This window comes from Microbulbifer maximicatervae (SeqCode), assembly GCF_052467695.1.
This window is the reverse complement of the sequence record NZ_CP174320.1, coordinates 1,312,621-1,334,361: the sequence shown is the minus strand read 5'-3', so window position 1 is coordinate 1,334,361 and position 21,741 is coordinate 1,312,621. Positions and strand designations below refer to the sequence as shown.

Here is a 21,741-nt window from a genome sequence, read left to right as displayed (position 1 = left end):
AGGATTAAACGGGATTTATATGACAAATATATGACGCTCCACTTCTGGGGCCCACTCATCTTTCAATTCAGCAGAAAATGCAGCGATATGCCGGCGAAAATGGCAAATCCTACCCAATTATTGTTGATAAAAGCCTGAAAACAGCCCTCTCGACCTCGGTCCCGAATCAGCCACTGCTGATAAACGAATAAACTGCAAACCGGCAATAGCGCCAAGTAGTAAAAAATACCGAGTGAGAACCTTGACCCAATAAGCAGCAGGGCTATTAGAACTAAAAGTTGTAAAGTTCCGGTGATGACTTTGTCCATTTCCCCAAACAAAATGGCGGTGGATTTAACGCCGATCTGAAGATCGTCATCGCGGTCCACCATCGCATAGAAAGTGTCATAGCACAGGGTCCAAACCAGGTTGGCGGTATAGAGCAACCAGGCCTCCGCTGGTACTTCTCCTGTAACCGCTGCGAAAGACATGGGGATTCCCATACTAAAGGCGGCGCCCAGGACCATCTGGGGTAGGTGTGTGTGGCGCTTTGCAAAGGGATAGCCGAATGCCAGAGCCAGAGCTAAAAACGAGAGGAGAATCGTGAGTGTGTTGGTGGTGAGTACCAGTAGGAAGGCGGCAGCGCTGAGCCCGGCGAAAAGCGCCAATGCAGACTTGGGAGTCAGTGCGCCGGTGGCCAGGGGGCGCTCTGCGGTGCGTTTTACATGGGCGTCAATTTTGCGATCGGCGAAGTCATTGACTGCGCAGCCAGCCGCTCGCATCAGGATCACCCCAAGTGTAAATACGATAAACAAGTGGAAGCCCGGCCATCCCCCAGCGGCTAGCCATAGTGCGCACCAAGTGGGCCAGAGTAACAGGAGTGAACCTATGGGCTTGTCCATCCTCGCCAATTGCCAGTAGGGCAGCGCTGTGGGCCAGTGTTGTGCGATCTGTTGGCTGATCACAGTGAATCCTCAGTTGCGATAGTTTTGGCAGTTTCTTGCGCTATGGGGTCACTTGTCGGTGTGAAGTTGGGAAGAAAAGCCTCTGACACCAGTAAAGGCTTGTCCCGCAGCCAGAATACCGAGCGGCGACCCCAGACTTCAGAATCCTTTTCCCCAAGTTCACGATCGGCGCAGCCAGGAGATTTCTGCAGCAAATTTAGGGCGATCTCCCCCCTGCGAATGCCCGGCTCACTAAACAGCAACTCCCCCAGCGGGCGAGTATCCAGGCTGCGCAGATTGCGAGATTTTCCTTGCAGGCTGCGCTCGGGTAAAACGCTGCGGGCATACACCCAGGGCTGTCCGCAACCGTAGAGCAAAACTTCCCGAATCAGGGTCCGGTTACCATTGTGCAATCCCAGTACAAGGCATTCTTCAGGGCGGGGTGTCTGCCAACCCTGATACAGCACGCGAACATAAAAGTCCCCGTCACTTTGCTGCTTGAGAGCGGCGGTGAGTGATCCGGAATAGGTCAGCCAGGGCACCAGATTTTTGGGTGGTTGCAGCTGGGTTTCAAGAGGCAAACTCTGCCAATCGCCAGAGGGCACAAATGGTGATTGGTGCAACGATAACTCCGCAGTCTGGATAAAGGCCCCATTGTATCCCGGCCGGTGGCAACAGGTCTCTCCCTGTTGCATTTTTGCTCCCTAGCACGGCAATGGATATAGTGCTCACTGCAATGAAAACAACGATTCATAAAGAGAAGCTTGTTATGGGGCTTACTACCAAAATCTTAGTGGGAATGCTTGCGGGCATTGCCGTGGGGTGTTTATTTAATTACTTGAATATGAGCCAGCTGTTTGGTGCTGGTGTGAACAGTGCTATTAATCTCTATCTGACTGAAGGCCTGTTCGATGTTATCGGCCGTATCTTTATTGCGTCGCTGAAGTTGATGGTGGTGCCTTTGGTGCTAGTTTCTCTGATCAGCGGAGCCTGTGCCCTGTCGGAAGGCAGCCGAATTGGGCCGCTGGCGGGTAAAACCGTCCTTCTCTATATGGTGACAACGGCCATCGCCATTACTCTGGCATTGTGCCTGGCATTGATCTTCCAGCCCGGAGTTGGTGTTAATGAGACTGCAGCTGAAGCCGCTTCAACATTTGTGCCGAAGGAGTCCCCACCGCTTTCCGAGGTGCTGGTCAATATATTCCCGACCAATCCTGTAGCCGCTATGGCTGAGGGAAATATGCTGCAGATTATCGTATTTGCCCTGTTGATGGGCTATGCGATTTCCCGCTGTGGGGAGCCGGGCCAGCGTATCGCCGCTTTCTTTAATGACCTCAATTCCGTTGTACTGCGCATGGTTGGTGTATTGATGGTATTTGCCCCCTATGGCGTTTTTGCGCTATTGGCGAAAACCTTTGCCGACCTTGGGTTTGGGGGTTTGATACAACTCGGAAAGTATTTCCTGGTCGTGCTCTGTGCCCTGCTTCTGCATGCATTGGGCACTTACTCGGTAATTCTGAAGCTGCTGAGTGGGCTCAACCCCTTAGAGCTACTGAAGAAAATGTGGTCGACCATGGTTTTCGCCTTCAGTACCGCTTCCTCTGCTGCCACTATCCCGGTGACTTTGTCGACGGTAGAGAAGCGCCTGGGTGTGGATAATAAAATTGCTGCATTCACAGTTCCCTTAGGCGCGACTATCAATATGGATGGCACCGCGATTATGCAGGGTGTGGCTACGGTCTTTATTGCCCAGTTCTTTGGAATTGAGATCGGCCTGACCGGCTTTCTGACGGTGATCCTGACAGCAACTCTGGCGTCTATTGGTACTGCTGGAGTGCCCGGCGTCGGCCTGATTATGTTGGGTATGGTATTGCAGCAGGTGGGTCTGCCGCTCGAGGGGATTGCCATTGTGATCGGCGTAGATCGCCTGCTGGATATGGTGCGCACGGCGGTCAATATTACCGGTGATGCGGTAGTAAGTAGTGTGGTGGCGAAGAGTGAAGGTGCGCTGGACGAAGAGACTTACTACGATGCCAATTACAAGAGTGTCAGCATTAACGACAACAACACAGTAGGCGCCCACTAGGGCGCTCTCCTCAAGCCTCGGCAAATCGGGGCTTGTTCTGTAACCAGCGTTTAATCAACTGTTGTCGCATGCCCTCTGTCAATTGAGGGGAAATAGCAATTTTTTGCACTTGCGGCAGCAGCTCAGCATCCCTCTGCAAGTCTGCGATGCGGTGCTGGATCTCCCCTGTCTGGCGGGTGCCGAGGATTTCCCCGGGACCTCGCAGACGCAGGTCTTCCTCTGCAATAGCAAAACCATCATTGTGTTGACGCAGCGCTTGCAAGCGGGCGCGGCCATTCTGCGATAGTGGTGTGCCGTACAGCAGCACGCAGTGGCTGGCGATGGAGCCGCGACCGACCCTGCCGCGCAACTGGTGCAATTGGGCCAGGCCCAGGCGTTCGGGGTTTTCGATAATCATCAGGCTGGCATTGGGCACGTCGACGCCCACTTCAATGACCGTGGTGGCCACCAGCAAATCCACTTCCCCGGCCTTGAAGGCGCTCATCACCCGCTCTTTTTGCTCTGGCTTCAGGCGGCCGTGTACCAAGGCTACGCGAACGCCTTCGAGCATTTCGGCGAGCTCTTCGGCGGTCGATTCTGCGGCCTGGGCCTGCAGACTTTCCGATTCCTCGATAAGGGTACAGACCCAGTAGGCCTGGCGGCCCTCGGCGATAGCGCTTTGCACCCGTTCCATAACCTGGTCGCGCCGATCATTGGCAATGGCAACGGTGTTGATGGGTTGGCGTCCCGGCGGCAGCTCATCGATGATCGAGCAATCCAGGTCGGCGAAGGCGGACATCGCGAGGGTGCGGGGAATCGGTGTAGCGGTCATAATCAGCTGGTGGGGTTGCAGCCTGCCGGTAGCTCCACTTGCCGCCCCTTTCTCACGCAGTTCCAGGCGCTGTTGCACACCAAAGCGGTGTTGCTCGTCGATAATCACTAACACCAGGTTGTGGAAAGCCACCTCCTCCTGGAAGAGTGCGTGGGTGCCCACCACTAACTGGGCCTCGCCACTGGCTATTTTGCCTAGCTGTTTACGCCGCTCGGCAGCCTTTAAGCTGCCCGTTAGCTGAGCAACTTCAATACCCAGAGGTTCCAGCCAGTTACAAAAATTGATTCGGTGCTGCTCTGCCAGGATTTCTGTCGGTGCCATGACTGCTACTTGGGCGCCGGCCCCGATACCCTTGAGGGCAGCCATAGCGGCGACCAGGGTCTTTCCCGCGCCCACATCTCCCTGCAATAAGCGCATCATCGGGGTTTGCTGAGCCAGATCCTCAGCGATTTCCTCGCAAACTCTCTGCTGTGCTCCGGTGAGGGAAAATGGCAGACGCGACAAAAAGTCTCGCTCCAGGGATCGGTTAACGGACAGAGGTGGTGCCGCTACCCTAGCGCTATTGCGCCTCAACTCCAGCAGACTCAGATGGTGTGCCAGTAACTCTTCTAGGGCCAGACGCTGCTGGGCGGGGTGAGTACCTGCTGCCAGTTGATCTAGCTGGGTGCCAGCCGGAGGGGCGTGCAAATACAGCAAGGCGTCCCTGAGGGGGTAGCGCAGAGATTTGGGTAATAGCTCTGCCGGCAAGAACTCGGTAACAGCGCCGTTTTTCAGTAGAACCAGTGCCTGCTCCACCAATCCTCGCATACGGGCCTGGCTCACACCCTCTGTTAGTGGGTAAACCGGCGTAAGGGTATCTGCGGTCTCCGCGTTTTCGATACCGACGATTTCCGTTTCCGGGTGGTAGAGCTCCAGGCCGTTGGCTCCGCGACGGGCCTCCCCAAAGCAGCGTATTCGGGTTCCTCGGGCAAAGCGGCTTTTCTGTGCGGCAGAAAAATGAAAAAAGCGCAGGGTTAAGGTGCCGCTGCCATCCTGTAATCTGACCACCAGGCTGCGGCGGCGGCCGAATACGACATCGGCGGCACTGACCTCCCCTTCGATTACCACATCCATACCGGCGGTGAGGCCGGCAATAGGTACCACCCGGGTGCGGTCCTGGTAGCGTAGGGGCAAGTGGAAAACCAAATCCTGTAGGGAGTTGATATGGAGTTTGGCCAACACCTGAGCAAATTTATCCCCCACGCCTTTGAGGGTGGTAACGGGCAGCTCGGCCAGGTTGTTATCTATTCCACGGTCAGGTGACACTGGCTGATGGCCTCTCGCAGTATGTCGATTGCGCGGTGTCGGGGGAAGCTTGCCCGCCAGGCCAGTGCTACAGTGCGGCGTGGGCCCGGTGCGGTAAAGGGGCGGGTCTCCAGCAGGCCACTGGCATACTGTGATGCGGTGGCGGCTGAGAGTGGCAATACGGTAATTCCAAGCCCTGAGGCCACCATATGGCGGAGTGTTTCCAGTGAGCTGCCATCTGCGGCTGTGCGTATGCTGCCGCCGCCCGCTTCTTTTTCCATGGTTAGCTGCAGGTGCGGACAAGCTTCCAGTACCTGATCGCGGAAGCAGTGACCCTCACCCAGCAGAAGCACATTGTCTTCAGTGAGTTGATCCGGGGAGATAACCTCCTGCTTTGTAAGTGGATGGCCTGCGGGCATCAATACAACAAATGGCTCGTCGTACAGGGGTTGGGTGACAACGTCGGGCTCGGTAAAGGGGAGAGCAATAATGATGGCATCCAGTTCACCCTTGCGCAGCCTCTGTCTCAGCGTGGCGGTATATCCCTCTTCAACATAGAGTGGCATTTCTGGTGCCAAATGCTGTAGTTGGGGAATAAAGTGTGGGAACAGGTAGGGCCCAATAGTAAAGATGGCGCCAACTGACAGGGGGCTCGCCAGCTGGTCCTTGCCGGCGCTGGCGATGTCTTTGATGGCTGCTGATTGTTCCAGAACCAGCTGGGCCTGGGCGACAATTCTCTCGCCCAATGGGGTTGCCTGCACTCGAGTTTTTGAGCGCTCAAACAGAGCGACACCGAGCTCTTTCTCCAGTTTCTTTACCGCGATAGAGAGTGTCGGTTGGCTGACGTAACAGCGCTCGGCGGCACGGCCAAAATGCTGTTCCTGGGCGAGAGTTACGATATAGCGCAGTTCATTGAGAGTCATGGTCGAGGCAATTAGATGGCCATTAGTAATAGTAATTATTCATAAATAATCGCCGCTGGCCAATACCCTGTCTCAATCTGTAAGCTGAGAGCGAATATTGGGAAAATTTACTAGTTTTGGGAATTCAGGTGGGATTGAGGCGCAAAATTTTGCTATATCTGTAAGGGGCACACCGAACGGAGATACGTCATGGGAGTTCTGTCCTGGGTCATTCTCGGGTTGATTGCCGGCGCTTTGGCAAAGTGGATTATGCCCGGGAGAGATCCTGGTGGTTGGATAGTCACTATGGTCATCGGCATTGTCGGTGCCTTTATTGGAGGCTGGCTGGGTGCCTTGATTGGGTTCGGTGGCCCAGTGACTGGTTTCGGAATTGGCGACATAATAACGGCTACGATTGGTGCGATAATTTTTCTTGCGATCTATCGCATGTTCAAAAGGCGTGGCAACTAGTCCGCCTTTGGGGAGAGCCTCGGCGGCGAACTATAAGCATTCCGAATTTGATATTTGCCCAAATGACCCCAGCACCTTAGGACTGAATAGCACTGAATCAAGGGAATAAGGTGGACAGCAAAGATTGTTCACCGGGAACTATATGACACAACAAGAAAAGCTTTGGATCCTTGGGTGTGGTGACCTCGGGGCGAGACTGGCACTGCATATAGACCGAAAGCAATACGCGGTTTATGGAATGCGGCGCAATCCCCTGGTAGCTCTGGCGAGTAAGCGCCGGGCAGATGTGGTGAATTGGCGCCGGGGGGATGCCACTAAGAAAGAAGATATTGAACGCTTGTTGTCTACGGGGGCGGATGTCATTCTCGCGACATTTACCCCCACTGAGCACACACCAACCGGCTATCACCGCGCCTATGTGGAAACGGCAAAGGCAGTCGCTGAAGTTGTTCCGCACCTTCCATCCCCACCGCGCTTGGTTATTTGGGTTTCATCTACTCGTGTTTATGGCCAAAGCGGTGACGACTTTATCGATGAGCAAACCTTACCCCTGCCCAGTGGTTTTCAGGGAGATAGTTTGCTGGCAGCTGAAGAGATCATTCGCAACGCAATTCCCAACAGTTGCATTGTGCGCTTTGCGGGAATTTATGGGCCTGGTCGAGATCGCTTGTTGTCGCAGGTTCGCGCTGGTCGCTGCGCTCCTCCCCAGCCACCGCAATATAGCAATCGCATCCATGTCGATGATTGTATTGGTTTTTTATTGCACCTTATTGAAAGGCACAAACAGGGGTGGGTCCCGGAGCCCCTTTATATAGGCGCCGATAGCCAGCCTGTGCCGATGTACGAGCTGCAACAGTGGTTGGTAAAAGCGATGGGATATACCAGTGCCCACCTGCGCGAGATTGTGCAAACGAGCGAGCGCCGCTCGAAAAAGCTCAGCAATCAGTTGATGCTGTCCAGTGGTTACGAATTGAAATATCCAGATTACAAGGTGGGCTATAGCGCTCTGTTGGAGTCGGAGGGCTGAGCTGCCCTCCTCAATTATTGCCACAGCATCGGCGAGAACTTCTTGCTTCAGGTCACCATAATCGCTTCGGCTTCAAAAAGGGCTCCCCGCGGCAACTCCTTGACGACGACGGTTGCCCTGGCGGGATAAGGCTCTTCGAAAAACTCTGCCATTATCTCATTTACAGCGGCAAAGTTGCTGCTGTCGGTAATGTAGAGATTGAGTTTCACAATATGCTGAAGCGATCCGTCAGAGGCCTCACAGACTGCGCTGAGGTTGCGAAAGACCTGGTGGACTTCATCGCTAAAACCTCCGCTAATCATCTGTTGTGTCTCTGGGTCCAGAGCGATTTGTCCCGACAGGTAAACAGTATTATCCACTTTTACTGCCTGGGAATAGGTACCAGCTGCGGCGGGTGCCCGGTCGGTTTTAATAACGGCTCGATTGGGCATGGGGTACTCCATTACTTATCAATATTGTTGAAAAGGAAGACCTATACGGAACTTCCGATTAATCCCTTACTTATTTGCGGGGCTTTCAGAAGTCGGTTAAATATATCGCGCTTTGAAGCCTAATGGCAGTTCCCAATGGGATTCCCTTGTGTTCCTCAAGGGCGGGCGATGCGTATGACAGAAGGGAGGTTGCGCAGGCGCTTCATAACCCGAGCCAAATGTACACGGCCACTGACTTCCAGGGTCAGGGAGATCACGCTGTTGTGAGCATCCTTCTCATCCACATTGATCTGCTCGATACTGGCGCCCTCTTCCGTAATACGAGTAGCCAGTCGGGCAATAATCCCTCTCTCTGACTCGACTTCTACCCGCACATCACCGAGGAACTCTCCTGTCACATCCGGTGACCAGTTCACCAGCATGATGTTTTCTGGGTGCTCGCGAAAATCACCGGTATTGCGGCAGGTGTCGCGGTGTACTACTACGCCTTTGCCCGAGCTGATATGGCCGATAATGGCATCCCCGGGAATAGGACGGCAACAGCGAGCGAAGCTGATCATCATGCCCTCTTGGGCATCGATCGTTAAGGGAGAAGAGATATTGCTGGCTTCAGTCTCTTCACTGGTGACGGGCGCGAGTAATTTAGCGGCAGAGAAGGCCACTTTACTGCCCATACCTATCTCTTCCAGCAGCTTGTCCAAAGTTGCGCATTTCGCCTCTTTGAGGCCCGCTTCTAATTGCTCTGGCGATAGCGCGTCTAGGCTCGTGTCGAACTTACTGAGTGCTTTTTCCAGCAGGCGCCGGCCCAGGGTAATGGAATCGTGGTGACGCTGGTGCTTGAGGAAGTGACGGATAGCACTGCGCGCTTTGGCGGTTACTACAAAATTGAGCCAGTTAGGGTTTGGCTGTGCAGTTTTGCGCGTGAGAATCTCGACTTTTTGCCCGCTTTCCAGAGGTTGGGACAAAGGGGCCAGGCGCTGATTGATACGCACGGCAACACAGGAGTTGCCGATATCCGTGTGTACGGAATAGGCGAAGTCCACGGCAGTGGCTCCTGCGGGGAGGTCAACGATCTGCCCTTTAGGGGTAAAGACGTAAACTTCATCCGGGAACAGGTCAATTTTTACGTTTTCAATAAACTCTAACGAGTCGCCGGCGCGCTGCTGCATCTCCAGCAGTCCCTGGACCCAGCGCCGTGCGCGCACCTGGCTGGTGCCACCGGTATTGATCACCTCATCGCCGGAGGCTTTGTACAGCCAGTGGGCGGCAATGCCACTGTTGGCCATTTCATCCATTTCCTTGGTGCGGACCTGAACTTCAATGGGCACCCCGTGCATACCCAGCAGCACTGTGTGCAGTGACTGGTAGCCATTGGATTTGGGGATAGCGACGTAATCTTTAAACTCGGAGATTACCGGTTTGTACAGGCTGTGCATAACACCGAGAACCCGGTAACAGGTATCCACACTGTCCACAATGATGCGGAAAGCGTAGACATCCATTATCTCCTTGAAGGACTTCTTCTTGGCGCGCATCTTTTGGTAGATGCTAAATAGGTGCTTTTCCCGACCAATCACCAGAGAGCTGATGCCCTCCCGCTGCAAGCGCAGTTCTATAGCATTCTGAATCTGTTCCAGCAGCTCTTTGCGATTGCCGCGGGCGGCGACCAGGGCGGCGCGCAAGCGGCTGGCACGTAGTGGGTAGATGGCAAAAAAAGCGCGATCCTCGAACTCGATACGAACGTCGTTCATACCCAGTCGGTGGGCGATGGGTGCGTAGATCTCCAGCGTCTCGCGGGCAATACGGGCACGCTTCTGCGGTTTCAGTGCACCAAGAGTGCGCATATTGTGCAGGCGGTCGGCCAGTTTGACCAGAATCACGCGGATATCGCGGGCCATGGCTAGCGCCATCTTCTGGAAGTTTTCCGCCTGCTTTTCTGCAGGGCTGTCGGTCTCGAACTGGGTTAGTTTGGAGACCCCATCGACCAGGTCGGCAACCTCTCCACCAAACTGCTCGGCCAAAGCTGCCTTGGGGATACCCGTATCCTCGATCACATCGTGCAACATGGCTGCCGCCAAGCTCTCGTGATCCATATGCATGCCCGCGAGAATAGTGGCAACTGCCAGCGGGTGGGTGACATAGGGCTCGCCGGAACGGCGCTGCTGACCATCGTGAGCCTGCTCCGCGTAAAAATAGGCGCGGCGGACGATTTGGATCTGGTCGGGAGGAAGGTATGAGGAGAGGCGGTGGGCCAAACTATCTATGGTGTGCAATGCCGCGCGCGCCTCTCGTAAAACACAAAAAGTACCCAGTAAGAGACCTGATCAGACTTGCTGATCTGTTAGGTAGTTGGGGGCAACGATAGGAGCAGGTGCCTCTTCGCGTTCCGGCTCGTCGAGGATGGCGGCATCCACCAGGCCCTCTTCGATTTCGCGCAGGGCAATTACCGTGGGCTTATCGTTTTCTTCGGGAACCAATGGATCCCTGCCGCCTGTAGCGATCTGACGGGCGCGTTTGCTGCCGACGATAACGAGCTCGAAGCGGTTGTCCACATGCTCAAGGCAATCTTCAACGGTAATACGTGCCATAAACTTTCGTTTCCATTTGCTGTGCCCGAAGGCAAATTCTGTACAGGGGACCGGCTATTTTACCGGACCGGGAAATGTATGCAATTCGATCAATTGGTTCAGTGGCGCAACAGTGCCTGAAGTAGATCGCCGTGGCGCAGTTGCTGCAGCTCTAAGCGCTGTCGCTGGGCAACGATAATGGCACGCAGCTCTGTTAACGCTTGCTCGAAGTTATCGTTGATTACCAGGTAATCTGCGGCGACATAATGGGTCATTTCGTCGATGGCCTGGTCCATACGGCGATCAATGACCGCTTGATCGTCCTGACCGCGTCCGGTGAGGCGCTCACGCAGGGCTTCCTGGGACGGAGGCAAAATAAAAATACCCACTGCATCAGGGCGCAGGCGACGAACCTGTTCGGCCCCCTGCCAATCGATTTCCAGGATTACATCGCGACCACTGGCAAGAGTCTCTTCGATCTCAGCTTTGGCGGTGCCGTAATAATTATCGCCATAAACTTGGGCGTGCTCAAAAAAAGCATCGCGCTCCAACATTGCCAAAAATTCTTCTCGCTCGACAAAGTGATAGTCAACGCCGTGAGTTTCGCCTGGGCGCATGGCACGAGTGGTATGGGAAACCGATACGGTAACCTGGCTGTCGCTGTCTACCAGCGCTTTGACCAAGCTGGTTTTTCCTGCACCGGAGGGAGCGGAGACGGTGTAGAGGGTTCCTGTTTGCACAACTGATCCTGTTCGCGAGCAAAGAGCCCATTATAACCGAAGCTTGCGTCTGGAGATGAAAGAGTGTCATGAAGGGACAAGGCTAGCCCCCGACCGGGGTGGGGGTATCTGTTGGGAGATTCAGGGCGCGTTACCACCTGCGCGCCTGGGCCCGGCCGGGATAGCCTCGCGGGAGTTTCTCAATCACCGCCAACCACCTGTGATTAAGGGGATCTCCCTGTTGTTAATCGCTAACGAAAGTGACTCTATCCTCTTTGCGCCGGGTTGCCAACCACCACCATACCAAAGAGCTTGCGAGCAAGTAGGATATGAAGAGTGGTACATATGTATTGTTTAGTAGCGGAATAGCGCAGATGAGTGCTGCGAGTCTCAAAGTTTCGAGGCGCCCTGAAATAGGATGACCATCCAGTATCCTTCCATTAATTGCCAGGCAAATAATCAAGGCAATAACCGAGCCCATAAGTTGCCAGAAACTCAATACGCTGGTGAACCAGAGGAGAGATAAGGTTGTGGCGGTGTAACAGAGGTGTTGTGCGAATGCGTAGTTGCGCAAACCAGGGCTAATTTCAGGGTTGAAACGTTTAAAGTTTGTCAGATCGGTAGAGGCTACTGGCATGGATTTTTCTACATCTGCGGGTCTGTAGCCTGTGGGGCGTAACCAAAGAGTGCACTTGTCCCACCAGCTTTTCGTATGCCAGGCATCAATTGCCATGCGCTTTAAGTGTTGTAAATTGGCTGCTAAAGGATCAAAGGTATTCAGGGGCTTACGCACACCGTAAAGACAGGGCTCAGTTTCGAGTTCCTGCTGGTAGGTGCCAAATAAGCGATCCCAAAGTATTAATATTCCGCCGTAGTTTTTATCTACGTAGACAGCGTTCTGGGCGTGGTGTACCCGGTGATTCGAGGGGGTAATGACAAACCACTCCAACCAGCGGATCTTGGGTATTTTTTGTGTGTGAACCCAAAACTGGTAAATAAGATCAATTGCGCCGGCGACAATAACAATTTCTGCCGGCAAACCAATCAATAGAAGCGGTAGATAAAATATCCAATCCAGCTGTAGCCCCCCCGAAGACTGGCGCAATGCTGTGCTCAGGTTGTAGTCCTCACTCTGGTGGTGCACCAGGTGTTCTGCCCAAAAGATGTTTACCTCGTGACAGATACGGTGCTTCCAGTAGTAGCAGAAGTCGTATGCGAGAACCGCCAGGGCCAGGTGCCAGACATTGTCGATAGACCAGTTGAAACCAACCCATTGATAGTAGGGTTGTAGCAACGTAAACAGCGGGATATAGATAACGAGGAATAAGCTTTTATAGGTAAGCCCGATAATACGATTGAGAATCCCCGTGCTGAGATTGCCAATAGTGTCATTCAGCCTGTAGAGCCCCCAGCCTTTCCAGCGATCTAGGGCGAACTCCATAAGCATGGCGGTCAGAAAAAATGGAATAGAGAAAGTAAGCAGGTCCACAGAAACCCCATATTTTTATTATTAGATAGCGTATCTATTGAACTCTGCCACACGGCTACTGGGCCGCATATGCCAGTGATGTATGGATTCTGAAATCAGTCAGTATTCGCTGAAGGGATTTTGACGTAATTAACTTTCAGGTTTACAAAAGTGGTGCCTGATTGGCACTAACCAAAAGATTGGCAAGAGCATGCGATACGTCGAATTGGTACCACGGCTAGGTGCGACTTTCGATGTTTAATCATGGTTTTCTTCGTGAAAGGATTTTCTTTGGAGTTTATAAATAGAAAGACCGGCAAATGCCGGTCTTTTTTTACTCTGAACGGGTCGCTATTTACTCGCTAGCTTCCGCTTCCAAAGTCACACCGCTGTAGGATTCATACCCATAGACACTGATGTACCAGGTGCCGGAATCCGGGTTGCTAATGGTGCAGCTCTCCTCGTTACCCCAGAGGTATGGACGACAGTCATATCGACGCAGGGTAGGATAGTTACCGTGGCGCACGTAGAGATCAACTTCGCCGGAGCCACCGGACATCTCTATAGTAAGGGTGGAAGTCCCAGACTCAACATCAATGGTGAAGTCATTCCAGCTGCCCTGGCTGCCAGAAAGGTTAGTTTCTGTCCAACCTGAACCATTGCTGCCACTGTCGTCATCGTCGTCGTCGCCATTACCACTATCGTCGCCGCTCGCCATAGCTACAGCTGCTGCCGCGTCCACAATACCGGAGCCGCAGTTGTTGCAAGAAGAGGGGAAGCTGCGAGCAGTGCTGGTGAGGATCGACTCAACTTCATCCGGAGTAACGTCGGGGTTAACCGAATAAATCAGCGCAGCTGCGCCGGCGACATGGGGGGCCGCCATACTGGTACCCTGGCTGTAATAGTAGCTATCGCTGCCCGCATCGGTAGAGCCGTTGTTGTAGGTGGAAAGGATACCGTCGGAATCGTTTGCGAAGCTCTGTGCGCCACCGGGTGCAGCGACATCAACTACATTGCCATAGTTGGAGTAATAAGAGCGGCCGCCGGTACGGTCAGTTGCCGCAACGGTAATAACCCCATCACAGCTGGCGGGCGAGTATTGGCTTGCGTTGGCACCACTGTTACCAGCGGCGACAACCACGGTAGCGCCGAGGCTGCGCGCAGTGTCGATAGCACTTTGCGTGGTAGTGTCGCAGCTACCGCTACCGCCGAGGCTCAGGTTCAATACTTGGGCCGGGTTTTGGTTGCTCGGTAATCCGCTGACAGAACCGCCGGCACCCCAGATGATTCCGTCGGCAATATCCGAGGTATAGCCACCACAGCGTCCAAGTACGCGCACGGGCACGATCTTCGCATCGTAGGCAACACCGGCGATACCCATGTTGTTGTTAGTAACCCCGGCGATAGTGCCTGCTACATGGGTGCCGTGCCAGCTGCTATCGCTCTCAGAGGTATCGTCGCAAGTGCCGGCTTCATACCAATCACCTGGGTCAGTGGGATCGTCATCACGTCCATCTCCATCTACGGAGACGAAAGTGTCAGAAATCATATCGTAGCCTGGCAGGATATTGTCTACCAGATCGGCGTGGGGGAGATAACCGGTATCGAGTACGGCAACCACTACGCCATCGCCCTGGGTAACGTCCCAAGCTGAGGGCAGGTTCAATCCGCCGGTGGACTCGTAGTAATGCCACTGGCTGAGATAGCTCGGGTCATTGGGCTCGGCCATCGCTTTCATAATCAGGTCCGGCTCTGCGTATTCCACATCCGGATCCTGTTTCAGGCGATCGATGATCGCGTTTACTTCAGCTCTACTTTTACGGCCTTCCAGGCGCATTACCTGGGCGCCAGTGGCCATACGGCGGAGGTGGCGCATCTTGTGGCCGGCGCGACGGGAAGCTTTTTCGACCGTCTCTGTGGCCATGGTGGCCGCCCTCCCAACTTTAGCGCTCTCCTTGTACTTTACGATGATGCGGTCGGTTAGCAGTGTTTTTTCCGCGTCCGCTGCGTGAGTAGCGAAAGGGGTAGCACACAGTAACGAAAACGCACTCGCCAGAGTCGTCTTTTGCAAAAGACTTTTCAATGATGATTTCATTATTGTTATATCTCCGAGATATTTTAAATCCGGCTATCAGTATTCCGATAGGCCGGAGACTCCTGAAAAACTCCGCACTAACAAAATAAATTTGCTTAACGGATAGGCCTAGAAACTGTCTTTCTCACAGTCGGTAAGTCAGTTTGACCAAAATTGGTACCAAAGTTTCAAAATGGTACTTCTTTATAACGTTCGTGAAATTATTATCCTCAGCTTAAGCCTTTAAATTTGTGTGGCTTTTGGCGACAAATTTATAAGTTTTGGGAAAAAAATCTGATAGTGAGAATTTATCTACGGGAGAGATGTGGAGGGGTTCACAGGGGGGAAATTGGATAATAAGCAAATATTTTCAGATAAAAGAATTATCGTGCGTAGAAAAGATGAATCGCTAAACGCTTCTTAGTGACGTGTACGTAGCATTTACGTAGCTTGGCTTTGGGGCCTGTTTCCTGAGGGTACCCCAGTAATGAAAACCTTTGCTGGCTACTACTGGGGTTTGAGGTTGAAAGGTTGGTGTTAGGACTTGTGTTTATCTGGCCTTGCTATAACTGGGAACTTTGGCCCACAGCTTTGCAGCCAGCAACCCAAAGATAAATCCAAATAGGTGGGACTCCCAGGAGATAAAACCACCCCGTGGCAAGACACCGAAAATAAGCCCTCCATAAAGAACGGCTACCCCAATGGATATTAATAAACGGCTAAATTTCCTGCTGATAAATCCCGCAAGAAGCAAAAAGCTAAAGTAGCCGTAGATTACTGAGCTAGCTCCTAAGTGATTACTACCCCTGCCACCAAAAAGCCAAACGGCCAGTCCGGTGGTGATCACAACGAACAGGGTCACTTTCAGGTAAGTTTTTACCCCGTACTGCAGCACTAAGAAGCTGAAGATGCATAGAGTGAATATATTCGAGAAGAAGTGCCAGCTATTTCCATGCAGTAATGGTGCAGAAAAGATATGGGGGAGGTGGTTGATTGAGAGGGGAACAATACCAAAGTAATTAAGCGATCGGCCGCTCAGAATATTAATAATCTCAATTGCAGCAAGCACTATAAAAATAGCGCCGACCCACTTCAGGTTTTGTCGCATAAATATTCCTTAAAGGGTGAGCTATCACAAATCCCTCTGTCTGGTGGTAGAGGGGCATCCGCAGTCTCGGTGAGAATGCCCCAGAGGGTTACTCGATGTTTTGTACTTGCTCGCGCATCTGCTCGATCAATACTTTGAGCTCTACCGCAGCCTGGGTTGTGTCGGTAACCACAGACTTTGAGGAGAGGGTGTTGGCTTCGCGATTAAACTCCTGCATCAGGAAATCCAGCCGCCGGCCGATTGATCCACCGCCGGCTAAAACCCGACGTGTTTCAGAAGTGTGCGCACTGAGGCGATCGAGCTCTTCATCCACATCAGCCTTCTGGGCCAACAGGACGATCTCCTGCTCGAGCCGGTCCTTGTCCAGCTCCACTTGCAACTCTTCCAGGCGGCTGCGCAGCTTGTCTCGCTGTGCCTCAAGAATTTGGGGAAGCAGTTCTCGAACCTTGGCCACCTGCTCTTCGATTCCCTTGAGTCGGGCCTCAATAAATTTGGCTAGCTCAGCGCCTTCTCGTTCACGGTTTGCGCGCAGCTGTCCCAGTGCCTCGCGAAAAGCCTCCAATATCGTTGCCGACTGTTGATCGGTATCCGCCTCCGGTTCACTGATAACACCGGGCCATTGGAGAATTTGCAAGGGATTGAGTGGTTGAACATCCTCGCCACCCGCTACCTGTTTTGCCGCTTGAATCAGTGCCTGGGCGAGGGGTTGATTGATTTCCAGCCCAGTGTCTTCGGCGCTATTGGTCTTCAGACTCAGGGTCAGTTCAATTTTGCCGCGGGACAGTGTTTTGCGTAGCGTATCGCGCAGTTGTGTTTCCAGGGAGCGAGCCGCTTCGGGCAAACGGAAATGTGGTTCCAGGTAGCGATGGTTGACCGAGCGCAGTTCCCAGATAGCGGTGCCGTTTGCGTAATTGGCCTCGGCGCGTCCAAAGGCTGTCATGCTGCGCACTTTGTTCTGTTCCCGTTGACTGGCCATAGCTGATCCCCTACAGGCGTATTAATCGGCCCGGCATAATAACACAGCGTTTGGATCGCCATGCTGGGGTATATAATGCGGGGCTTTCATTCAATATTTGAGGTGGACTATGCAGCGTCCCAGTGGCCGCGCCCCTGCGCAATTGCGCCCGGTAAAAATTACCCGCAACTATACCCGTCATGCGGAGGGGTCTGTGTTGGTGGAGTTTGGTGATACCAAGGTTTTGTGTAATGCCTCTCTATCCAGTGAAGTCCCAAGGTTTTTACGCGGCCAGGGCAGCGGTTGGATTACTGCAGAGTACGGCATGCTGCCACGCTCCACAGGCTCTCGTATGCTCAGGGAAGCGGCCAAGGGCAAGCAGAGTGGGCGCACCGTGGAAATTCAGCGCTTGATCGGGCGCTCACTGCGAGCGGCGGTAGACCTGGAGAAGCTGGGTGAGAATCAAATCACCGTCGATTGCGATGTTATCCAGGCCGATGGTGGTACCCGAACTGCAGCAATAACTGGTGCCTGTGTGGCATTGGTTGATGCCCTGCGTCATATGCAGCGAGAGAAAATCATAGCCGATGATCCGCTCAAGAATATGGTAGCGGCGGTATCAGTGGGAATTTATGAGGGGGAGCCGTTACTGGACCTGGATTACCCGGAAGACAGTTCAGCGGATACCGATATGAATTTGGTGATGGCCGAAGATGGCGGCATGATCGAGGTTCAAGGCACTGCAGAGGGTGAGCCATTTACCGAAAAGCAGTTCGCTCAGATGCTGGGGTTGGGCAAGGCGGGTATTGATGAATTGATCGCTTTGCAAAAGCGGGCGCTGGACGAGTAAAGCAGCCGCCCCTTGGTTTGTATCCGGCCCTCTCCCAATAGGGAAGGGGCCGGAACTCCATGCGATTCAGACTTCGATTTCGTAGTCCATGATTACCGGCAAGTGGCTGGAGAATTTCACATTCTTATTGATTGCACCGTACTCAATGCGATTTTTCAGACCGTGAGAAACGATCTGCATATCAGTACGCCAGCCATCTCCTTCTCCGACAGTACCGCTGGGCCACCAGCTAAATTCGTCGGTATCTTTTACTACACGGCGAAAAGCATCGACATAGCCAACATCATTAAACAGCTGGTCCAGCCAGCGCTGTTCGTGACGCATAAAGCCGGGAGAATCCTGGTGATCTTGCCAATTCTGTACGTCTGCACGACGGTGAGCCATGCCCCAGTTACCACAGAAAATAAAGTCGCGGCGTTTGCGGCTTATTTTTAGCAAGTGCGCCTGCATGTCCTCAAAGAATTGGACTTTTTTCTCTAACGACGTCTCATCTGAGGCGACTGGCGCGAGCAGGGAGCCAACACTCAGTCGCTCGAAATCCGCCTGTAGATAGCGGCCGTACATATCCTCACCATTGGCGAAGCCCATGCCGAATATGATGGCTTTGGGCTGGCTTCGGGTGTAGATAGCCACACCGTTTTCGTGGGGAGTTCCCGAGTCGAAAAAGTAACTGTAATAACCGTCGGGGTGAAATATTGGGTGGTCCAATTCAGGCTCGAGAGAGCGCAGGTCCTGAAGGCAGATAATATCTGCGTCCTGCTCCGCCAACCAATCGTAGAGACCGCGTTGGGCGGCCTGATGAACGCCGTCTACCGACAAGCTTACTATTCGCATTATTAGCCCCTTACCAGCGGACTGTGTATCATTAGAAACATTATATGCATGCCTACCCCCGGGAATGCTACGGGGAGGTCTCCCTTCACCTTAGCCAATAGTTAACAATTTTCCATGCAGCAATATCAGCGCGATTTTATCCAACTTGCCCTGGATCATCAGGTTTTGTGTTTCGGCGACTTCACATTGAAGTCGGGCCGTCAAAGCCCCTACTTTTTCAATGCCGGCCGTTTCCACACCGGTGCTGCACTGGCAGCGCTGGGACAGGCCTATGCCGAGGCGATAATCGCTTCGGGAGTGGAGTTCGATGTCATTTTTGGGCCGGCCTACAAAGGTATCCCGCTGGGTGCGGTGACTGCTGTGGCTCTAGCCCAAAAGGGGATCGATAAGCCTTTCTGTTACAACCGAAAAGAAGCCAAGGATCACGGTGAAGGCGGAACCTTAGTGGGTGCGCCGCTTAATGGCAAGGTTTTGATTATCGATGATGTTATTACTGCGGGCACAGCCGTGCGCGAAGTGATGCAAATTATCGAATCTCATGGCGCAGAGGCGGCGGGAGTTGTGATTGGTCTCAACCGCCAGGAAAAGGCTAGCGAAGATTGTGAATTCTCCGCTATTCAGCAAGTTGAGAGACAGTACAATATTCCTGTGGTCGGCATCGTGCAGTTAGACGATGTGATTAGCTTTCTCGAGCAGGAGTCGAATGACAGCGATACTCTGCAGAAAATTGTGGACTACCGGCAGCGCTACGGTGTCGCGGGTCAATAAATTTTGTCCCTCCTAGCCGTGGGCCGGTTAATTTAGAGAGAAGAGCGATGCGAGTCGCCCCTTTAGTACCTCTATTGGTCAGCACCCTTTTGATGCTGGCTGTAGAGGCTTATGGCAACAATAGCCGGGTTTTGTATCGATACACTGATCACCAGGGAGTCCTGGTGATCAACGATGCTATTCCACCGGAATTTGTTCCAAATGGATATGAGATTCTCACTCTTACCGGTCGTGTAGTTGAAGTAGTTGCACCGCAGCTCAGTCCCGAAGAGTACCAAGCCGAACTTCAGCTAGAGGCCCAGCGGGAAGCGGATCGTAAGTTGCTCAAGCGCTATAACAGTATTGCGGATATTGAGAGTGCTCGGTCGCGCAAGTTGGCTGTCGTAGAGCAGGATATGGCTATCATGCGGTCAAATATCAGCAGTCTACGCCGGCAAATTGCCCAGGAAGAAGCCTCTGCTGCGCGCACGCAGCGGGGCGGCCGTGAGGTGGCTCCCGAATTGTTGCAGAGAATTGCTGATCTACAAAAAGAAATGGAAGTGCTTGAGGAGCGCCTCAGCCGGCGTGCGGCTGAAGCGGATACCATAGGGGTTGATTTCGATAAGGCGGTAGCCCGCTATACCGAACTTAATGCTGAGAGCTAGCTAATTTCTCAATGCCTGAATAATTTCGGAGGGCTGCCGCTAAACAGCCCTCATGAGGAAATGGTTATCTGGCTGCAGCCACTGTCTCACGGAAGAAACCAGCCGTTAATACGGGCCACTGTTCTGCCCAGTACTCTGTAGGCTTACGCTTAAAACCGCTGCGCACGTATTGGACGATGCGCCCCTCCGCGCTCGCCAAAAGCAGGTTGGCAGCACCACCGAGAGGAAGAGTCGGGCGCAGGTGTTCGCGCAATTCGGCTTCGCGCAAGATCTGTCTAATTTGGGTTTCCAGTCGATCAAACAACTGCAGGATTCGTCCATGCAGCCTCTCAGTTTCACCGGTAAGCGCGTCGCCTGTAAGCAGGCGAGTGATTCCTGGATTGCGTTCACAGAACGCCAGAAGAAGCTGCAGAATTTTCTGGCAGCGATTGAGAGCCGAGGGCTCCTCCTGCAGGATCATTGCGATACGGCTGAAAATGGTCTCCTCAATAAATTCGATCAGCCCTTCAAACATCTTGGATTTACTGGGGAAGTGACGATATAGCGCGGCTTCAGAGAAACCAACTTCCTTGGCCAGTGCTGCTGTTGTAATACGTGCGCCGGGACTGACTTCCAGCATATGTGCTAGAGCTTCCAGGATTTGTTGACGCCGATTGATTTTTTCGCTGCTCATTGACTGCCTTTGGTCCGCTTGGGGGGCGGAATTTAGTTTTGCTCTTGTCGTCTTATTTTGACGGCGGCGGAATCCTACCGATTCGCCGGGCTGTCTTCAATTGCCAAGGGCCTAGTGGTCCACAGTTTGCGCTTCGATGTTGGTAATCAGGGTACCCACGCCTCGATCTGTAAATATTTCGAGCAATATGGCGTGGGGCACACGGCCGTCGATGATGTGAGCGGAATTTACCCCATCCTGAACAGCGTCCAGAGCGCAGGTGATTTTTGGCAGCATGCCGCCATAGATGGTGCCATCCTGAATTAAGCCCTCTACTTCATTGGTAGTCAGTCCGGTGAGAACCTCCCCCTCCTTATCCTGCAGACCGGCGACGTTGGTAAGTAACATCAGCTTTTCTGCTTTCAATTCCTCAGCGATTTTTCCAGCGACGAGATCGGCATTAATATTGTATGAAACCCCATTGCCGTCGACTCCGATGGGCGCAATAACCGGGATAAAGTCACTGTGGACCAGCATATTGATCACATCAATATTAACTTTCTCGACTTCCCCAACCTGGCCAATATCAATGATTTCAGAGGCATGTAGTCCCGCGCTCTCATTTTTTCGGGTCAACTTTCGCGCTTTAACCAGTAATCCGTCTTTACCGGTGATACCTACCGCGCGGCCCCCATTTTTGTTAATCAAATTGACGATCTGTTTGTTGACGGTGCCCCCTAACACCATCTCCACAACATCCATGGTTTCGCTATCGGTGACTCTCATTCCGTCTACGAAGCGGGACTCAATACTGAGCTTATTTAGCAGCTGCCCGATTTGAGGTCCGCCGCCGTGCACCACCACTGGGTTCATACCTACCAGCTTCATCAGGATAATGTCTCGAGCGAAACTGTTTTGTAGTTGCTCATCCACCATGGCGTTGCCACCGAACTTGACCACAATAGTTTTGCCCGTAAAGCGCTGGATATAGGGCAGTGCTTCATTGAGGACCTGGGCACTTTTCAGCGCAGAGTTTAGATCTAGGGACATGGGCAGTTCCTTACACAGGGCGACAGGCAATTAGGTTTGGGGTCCTGACTTGAGTCGCCAACGATTTAAAGCAAATGTGGTGGGTTGTTTTCTAAGCAATAGAGGCAGTGGCCCGAT

21 protein-coding genes are annotated in these 21,741 nt (G+C 53.1%); 6 read left to right on the top strand and 15 right to left on the bottom strand.

From position 1 onward, the window contains the following. Nucleotides 1–62: 62 nt before the first annotated feature. Together ubiA and ACJJI8_RS05770 are read right to left on the bottom strand one after the other, a co-directional pair. Nucleotides 63–944, bottom strand: coding sequence for a 4-hydroxybenzoate octaprenyltransferase (ubiA, locus tag ACJJI8_RS05775; RefSeq protein ID WP_444934505.1), 882 nt, complete (start codon nt 942–944; stop codon nt 63–65). Further along, on the bottom strand, nt 941–1,618 hold the full coding sequence (locus ACJJI8_RS05770) for a chorismate--pyruvate lyase family protein (protein WP_444934504.1): 678 nt from the start codon (nt 1,616–1,618) through the stop codon (nt 941–943). Before ACJJI8_RS05770 ends, ubiA begins: the two co-directional genes overlap by 4 nt. Before the next feature lie 74 nt (nt 1,619–1,692). Here ACJJI8_RS05770 and ACJJI8_RS05765 point away from each other — a divergent pair, with 74 nt between their 5' ends. After that, nucleotides 1,693–3,009: a dicarboxylate/amino acid:cation symporter gene (locus ACJJI8_RS05765; RefSeq protein WP_444935146.1), complete on the top strand. Its 1,317-nt coding sequence runs from the start codon at nt 1,693–1,695 to the stop codon at nt 3,007–3,009. Between the two features lie 10 nt (nt 3,010–3,019). Here ACJJI8_RS05765 and recG read toward each other — a convergent pair whose 3' ends face one another. Further along, nucleotides 3,020–5,125, bottom strand: a complete 2,106-nt coding sequence (gene recG / locus ACJJI8_RS05760; protein ID WP_444934503.1) for an ATP-dependent DNA helicase RecG — start codon at nt 5,123–5,125, stop codon at nt 3,020–3,022. After that, nucleotides 5,104–6,027 (bottom strand): hydrogen peroxide-inducible genes activator, encoded by a 924-nt coding sequence (locus ACJJI8_RS05755; protein ID WP_444934502.1) that lies wholly within the window; start codon nt 6,025–6,027, stop codon nt 5,104–5,106. Before ACJJI8_RS05755 ends, recG begins: the two co-directional genes overlap by 22 nt. Before the next feature lie 189 nt (nt 6,028–6,216). Here ACJJI8_RS05755 and ACJJI8_RS05750 point away from each other — a divergent pair, with 189 nt between their 5' ends. Beyond that, nucleotides 6,217–6,477 carry a GlsB/YeaQ/YmgE family stress response membrane protein gene (locus ACJJI8_RS05750; protein WP_108735039.1) on the top strand — a complete coding sequence of 87 codons (261 nt, stop codon included), beginning with the start codon at nt 6,217–6,219 and terminating at the stop codon, nt 6,475–6,477. 142 nt (nt 6,478–6,619) lie between these two features. Beyond that, a complete protein-coding gene (locus ACJJI8_RS05745; RefSeq protein WP_282930625.1) occupies nt 6,620–7,504 on the top strand; it encodes a sugar nucleotide-binding protein in 885 nt (294 codons plus the stop codon). A gap of 47 nt (nt 7,505–7,551) precedes the next feature. Here the strand turns inward: ACJJI8_RS05745 and ACJJI8_RS05740 are convergent, their stop codons facing one another. The 8 genes from ACJJI8_RS05740 to ACJJI8_RS05705 form a co-directional block, all read right to left on the bottom strand. Then, entirely contained in the window at nt 7,552–7,935 is a 384-nt protein-coding gene (locus tag ACJJI8_RS05740) for a Rid family detoxifying hydrolase (protein WP_282930626.1), read from the bottom strand. 155 nt (nt 7,936–8,090) lie between these two features. Further along, nucleotides 8,091–10,208: a bifunctional GTP diphosphokinase/guanosine-3',5'-bis pyrophosphate 3'-pyrophosphohydrolase gene (gene spoT / locus ACJJI8_RS05735; protein WP_282930627.1), complete on the bottom strand. Its 2,118-nt coding sequence runs from the start codon at nt 10,206–10,208 to the stop codon at nt 8,091–8,093. 51 nt (nt 10,209–10,259) lie between these two features. Beyond that, nucleotides 10,260–10,523 (bottom strand): DNA-directed RNA polymerase subunit omega, encoded by a 264-nt coding sequence (rpoZ, locus tag ACJJI8_RS05730; protein WP_413663830.1) that lies wholly within the window; start codon nt 10,521–10,523, stop codon nt 10,260–10,262. Nucleotides 10,524–10,621: 98 nt separating this feature from the next. Further along, a complete protein-coding gene (gmk, locus tag ACJJI8_RS05725) occupies nt 10,622–11,242 on the bottom strand; it encodes a guanylate kinase (RefSeq protein ID WP_444906844.1) in 621 nt (206 codons plus the stop codon). 223 nt (nt 11,243–11,465) lie between these two features. Further along, nucleotides 11,466–12,710, bottom strand: coding sequence for a sterol desaturase family protein (locus ACJJI8_RS05720; protein ID WP_444934501.1), 1,245 nt, complete (start codon nt 12,708–12,710; stop codon nt 11,466–11,468). A gap of 334 nt (nt 12,711–13,044) precedes the next feature. After that, nucleotides 13,045–14,784, bottom strand: coding sequence for a S8 family peptidase (locus tag ACJJI8_RS05715; protein ID WP_444934500.1), 1,740 nt, complete (start codon nt 14,782–14,784; stop codon nt 13,045–13,047). A gap of 529 nt (nt 14,785–15,313) precedes the next feature. Further along, a complete protein-coding gene (locus ACJJI8_RS05710) occupies nt 15,314–15,871 on the bottom strand; it encodes a rhomboid family intramembrane serine protease (protein ID WP_444934499.1) in 558 nt (185 codons plus the stop codon). An 88-nt stretch (nt 15,872–15,959) separates the two neighbouring features. Continuing rightward, nucleotides 15,960–16,847, bottom strand: a complete 888-nt coding sequence (locus tag ACJJI8_RS05705; protein WP_444915163.1) for a YicC/YloC family endoribonuclease — start codon at nt 16,845–16,847, stop codon at nt 15,960–15,962. A 109-nt stretch (nt 16,848–16,956) separates the two neighbouring features. Here ACJJI8_RS05705 and rph point away from each other — a divergent pair, with 109 nt between their 5' ends. Next, nucleotides 16,957–17,676 (top strand): ribonuclease PH, encoded by a 720-nt coding sequence (gene rph, locus ACJJI8_RS05700; protein ID WP_444934498.1) that lies wholly within the window; start codon nt 16,957–16,959, stop codon nt 17,674–17,676. A 66-nt stretch (nt 17,677–17,742) separates the two neighbouring features. Here the strand turns inward: rph and ACJJI8_RS05695 are convergent, their stop codons facing one another. Next, on the bottom strand, nt 17,743–18,510 hold the full coding sequence (locus ACJJI8_RS05695) for an exodeoxyribonuclease III (protein WP_413663823.1): 768 nt from the start codon (nt 18,508–18,510) through the stop codon (nt 17,743–17,745). A gap of 114 nt (nt 18,511–18,624) precedes the next feature. On the opposite strand from ACJJI8_RS05695, the gene pyrE reads away from it, so the two are divergent. Together pyrE and ACJJI8_RS05685 are read left to right on the top strand one after the other, a co-directional pair. Then, a complete protein-coding gene (pyrE, locus tag ACJJI8_RS05690) occupies nt 18,625–19,278 on the top strand; it encodes an orotate phosphoribosyltransferase (protein WP_413663822.1) in 654 nt (217 codons plus the stop codon). A gap of 47 nt (nt 19,279–19,325) precedes the next feature. Next, nucleotides 19,326–19,922 (top strand): hypothetical protein, encoded by a 597-nt coding sequence (locus ACJJI8_RS05685; protein ID WP_444915164.1) that lies wholly within the window; start codon nt 19,326–19,328, stop codon nt 19,920–19,922. 64 nt (nt 19,923–19,986) lie between these two features. On the opposite strand, the gene slmA is transcribed toward ACJJI8_RS05685, so the two are convergent. After that, a complete protein-coding gene (gene slmA / locus ACJJI8_RS05680) occupies nt 19,987–20,595 on the bottom strand; it encodes a nucleoid occlusion factor SlmA (RefSeq protein WP_108735025.1) in 609 nt (202 codons plus the stop codon). Nucleotides 20,596–20,706: 111 nt separating this feature from the next. Then, nucleotides 20,707–21,624: an acetylglutamate kinase gene (gene argB / locus ACJJI8_RS05675; RefSeq protein ID WP_444915165.1), complete on the bottom strand. Its 918-nt coding sequence runs from the start codon at nt 21,622–21,624 to the stop codon at nt 20,707–20,709. Nucleotides 21,625–21,741: the final 117 nt, after the last annotated feature.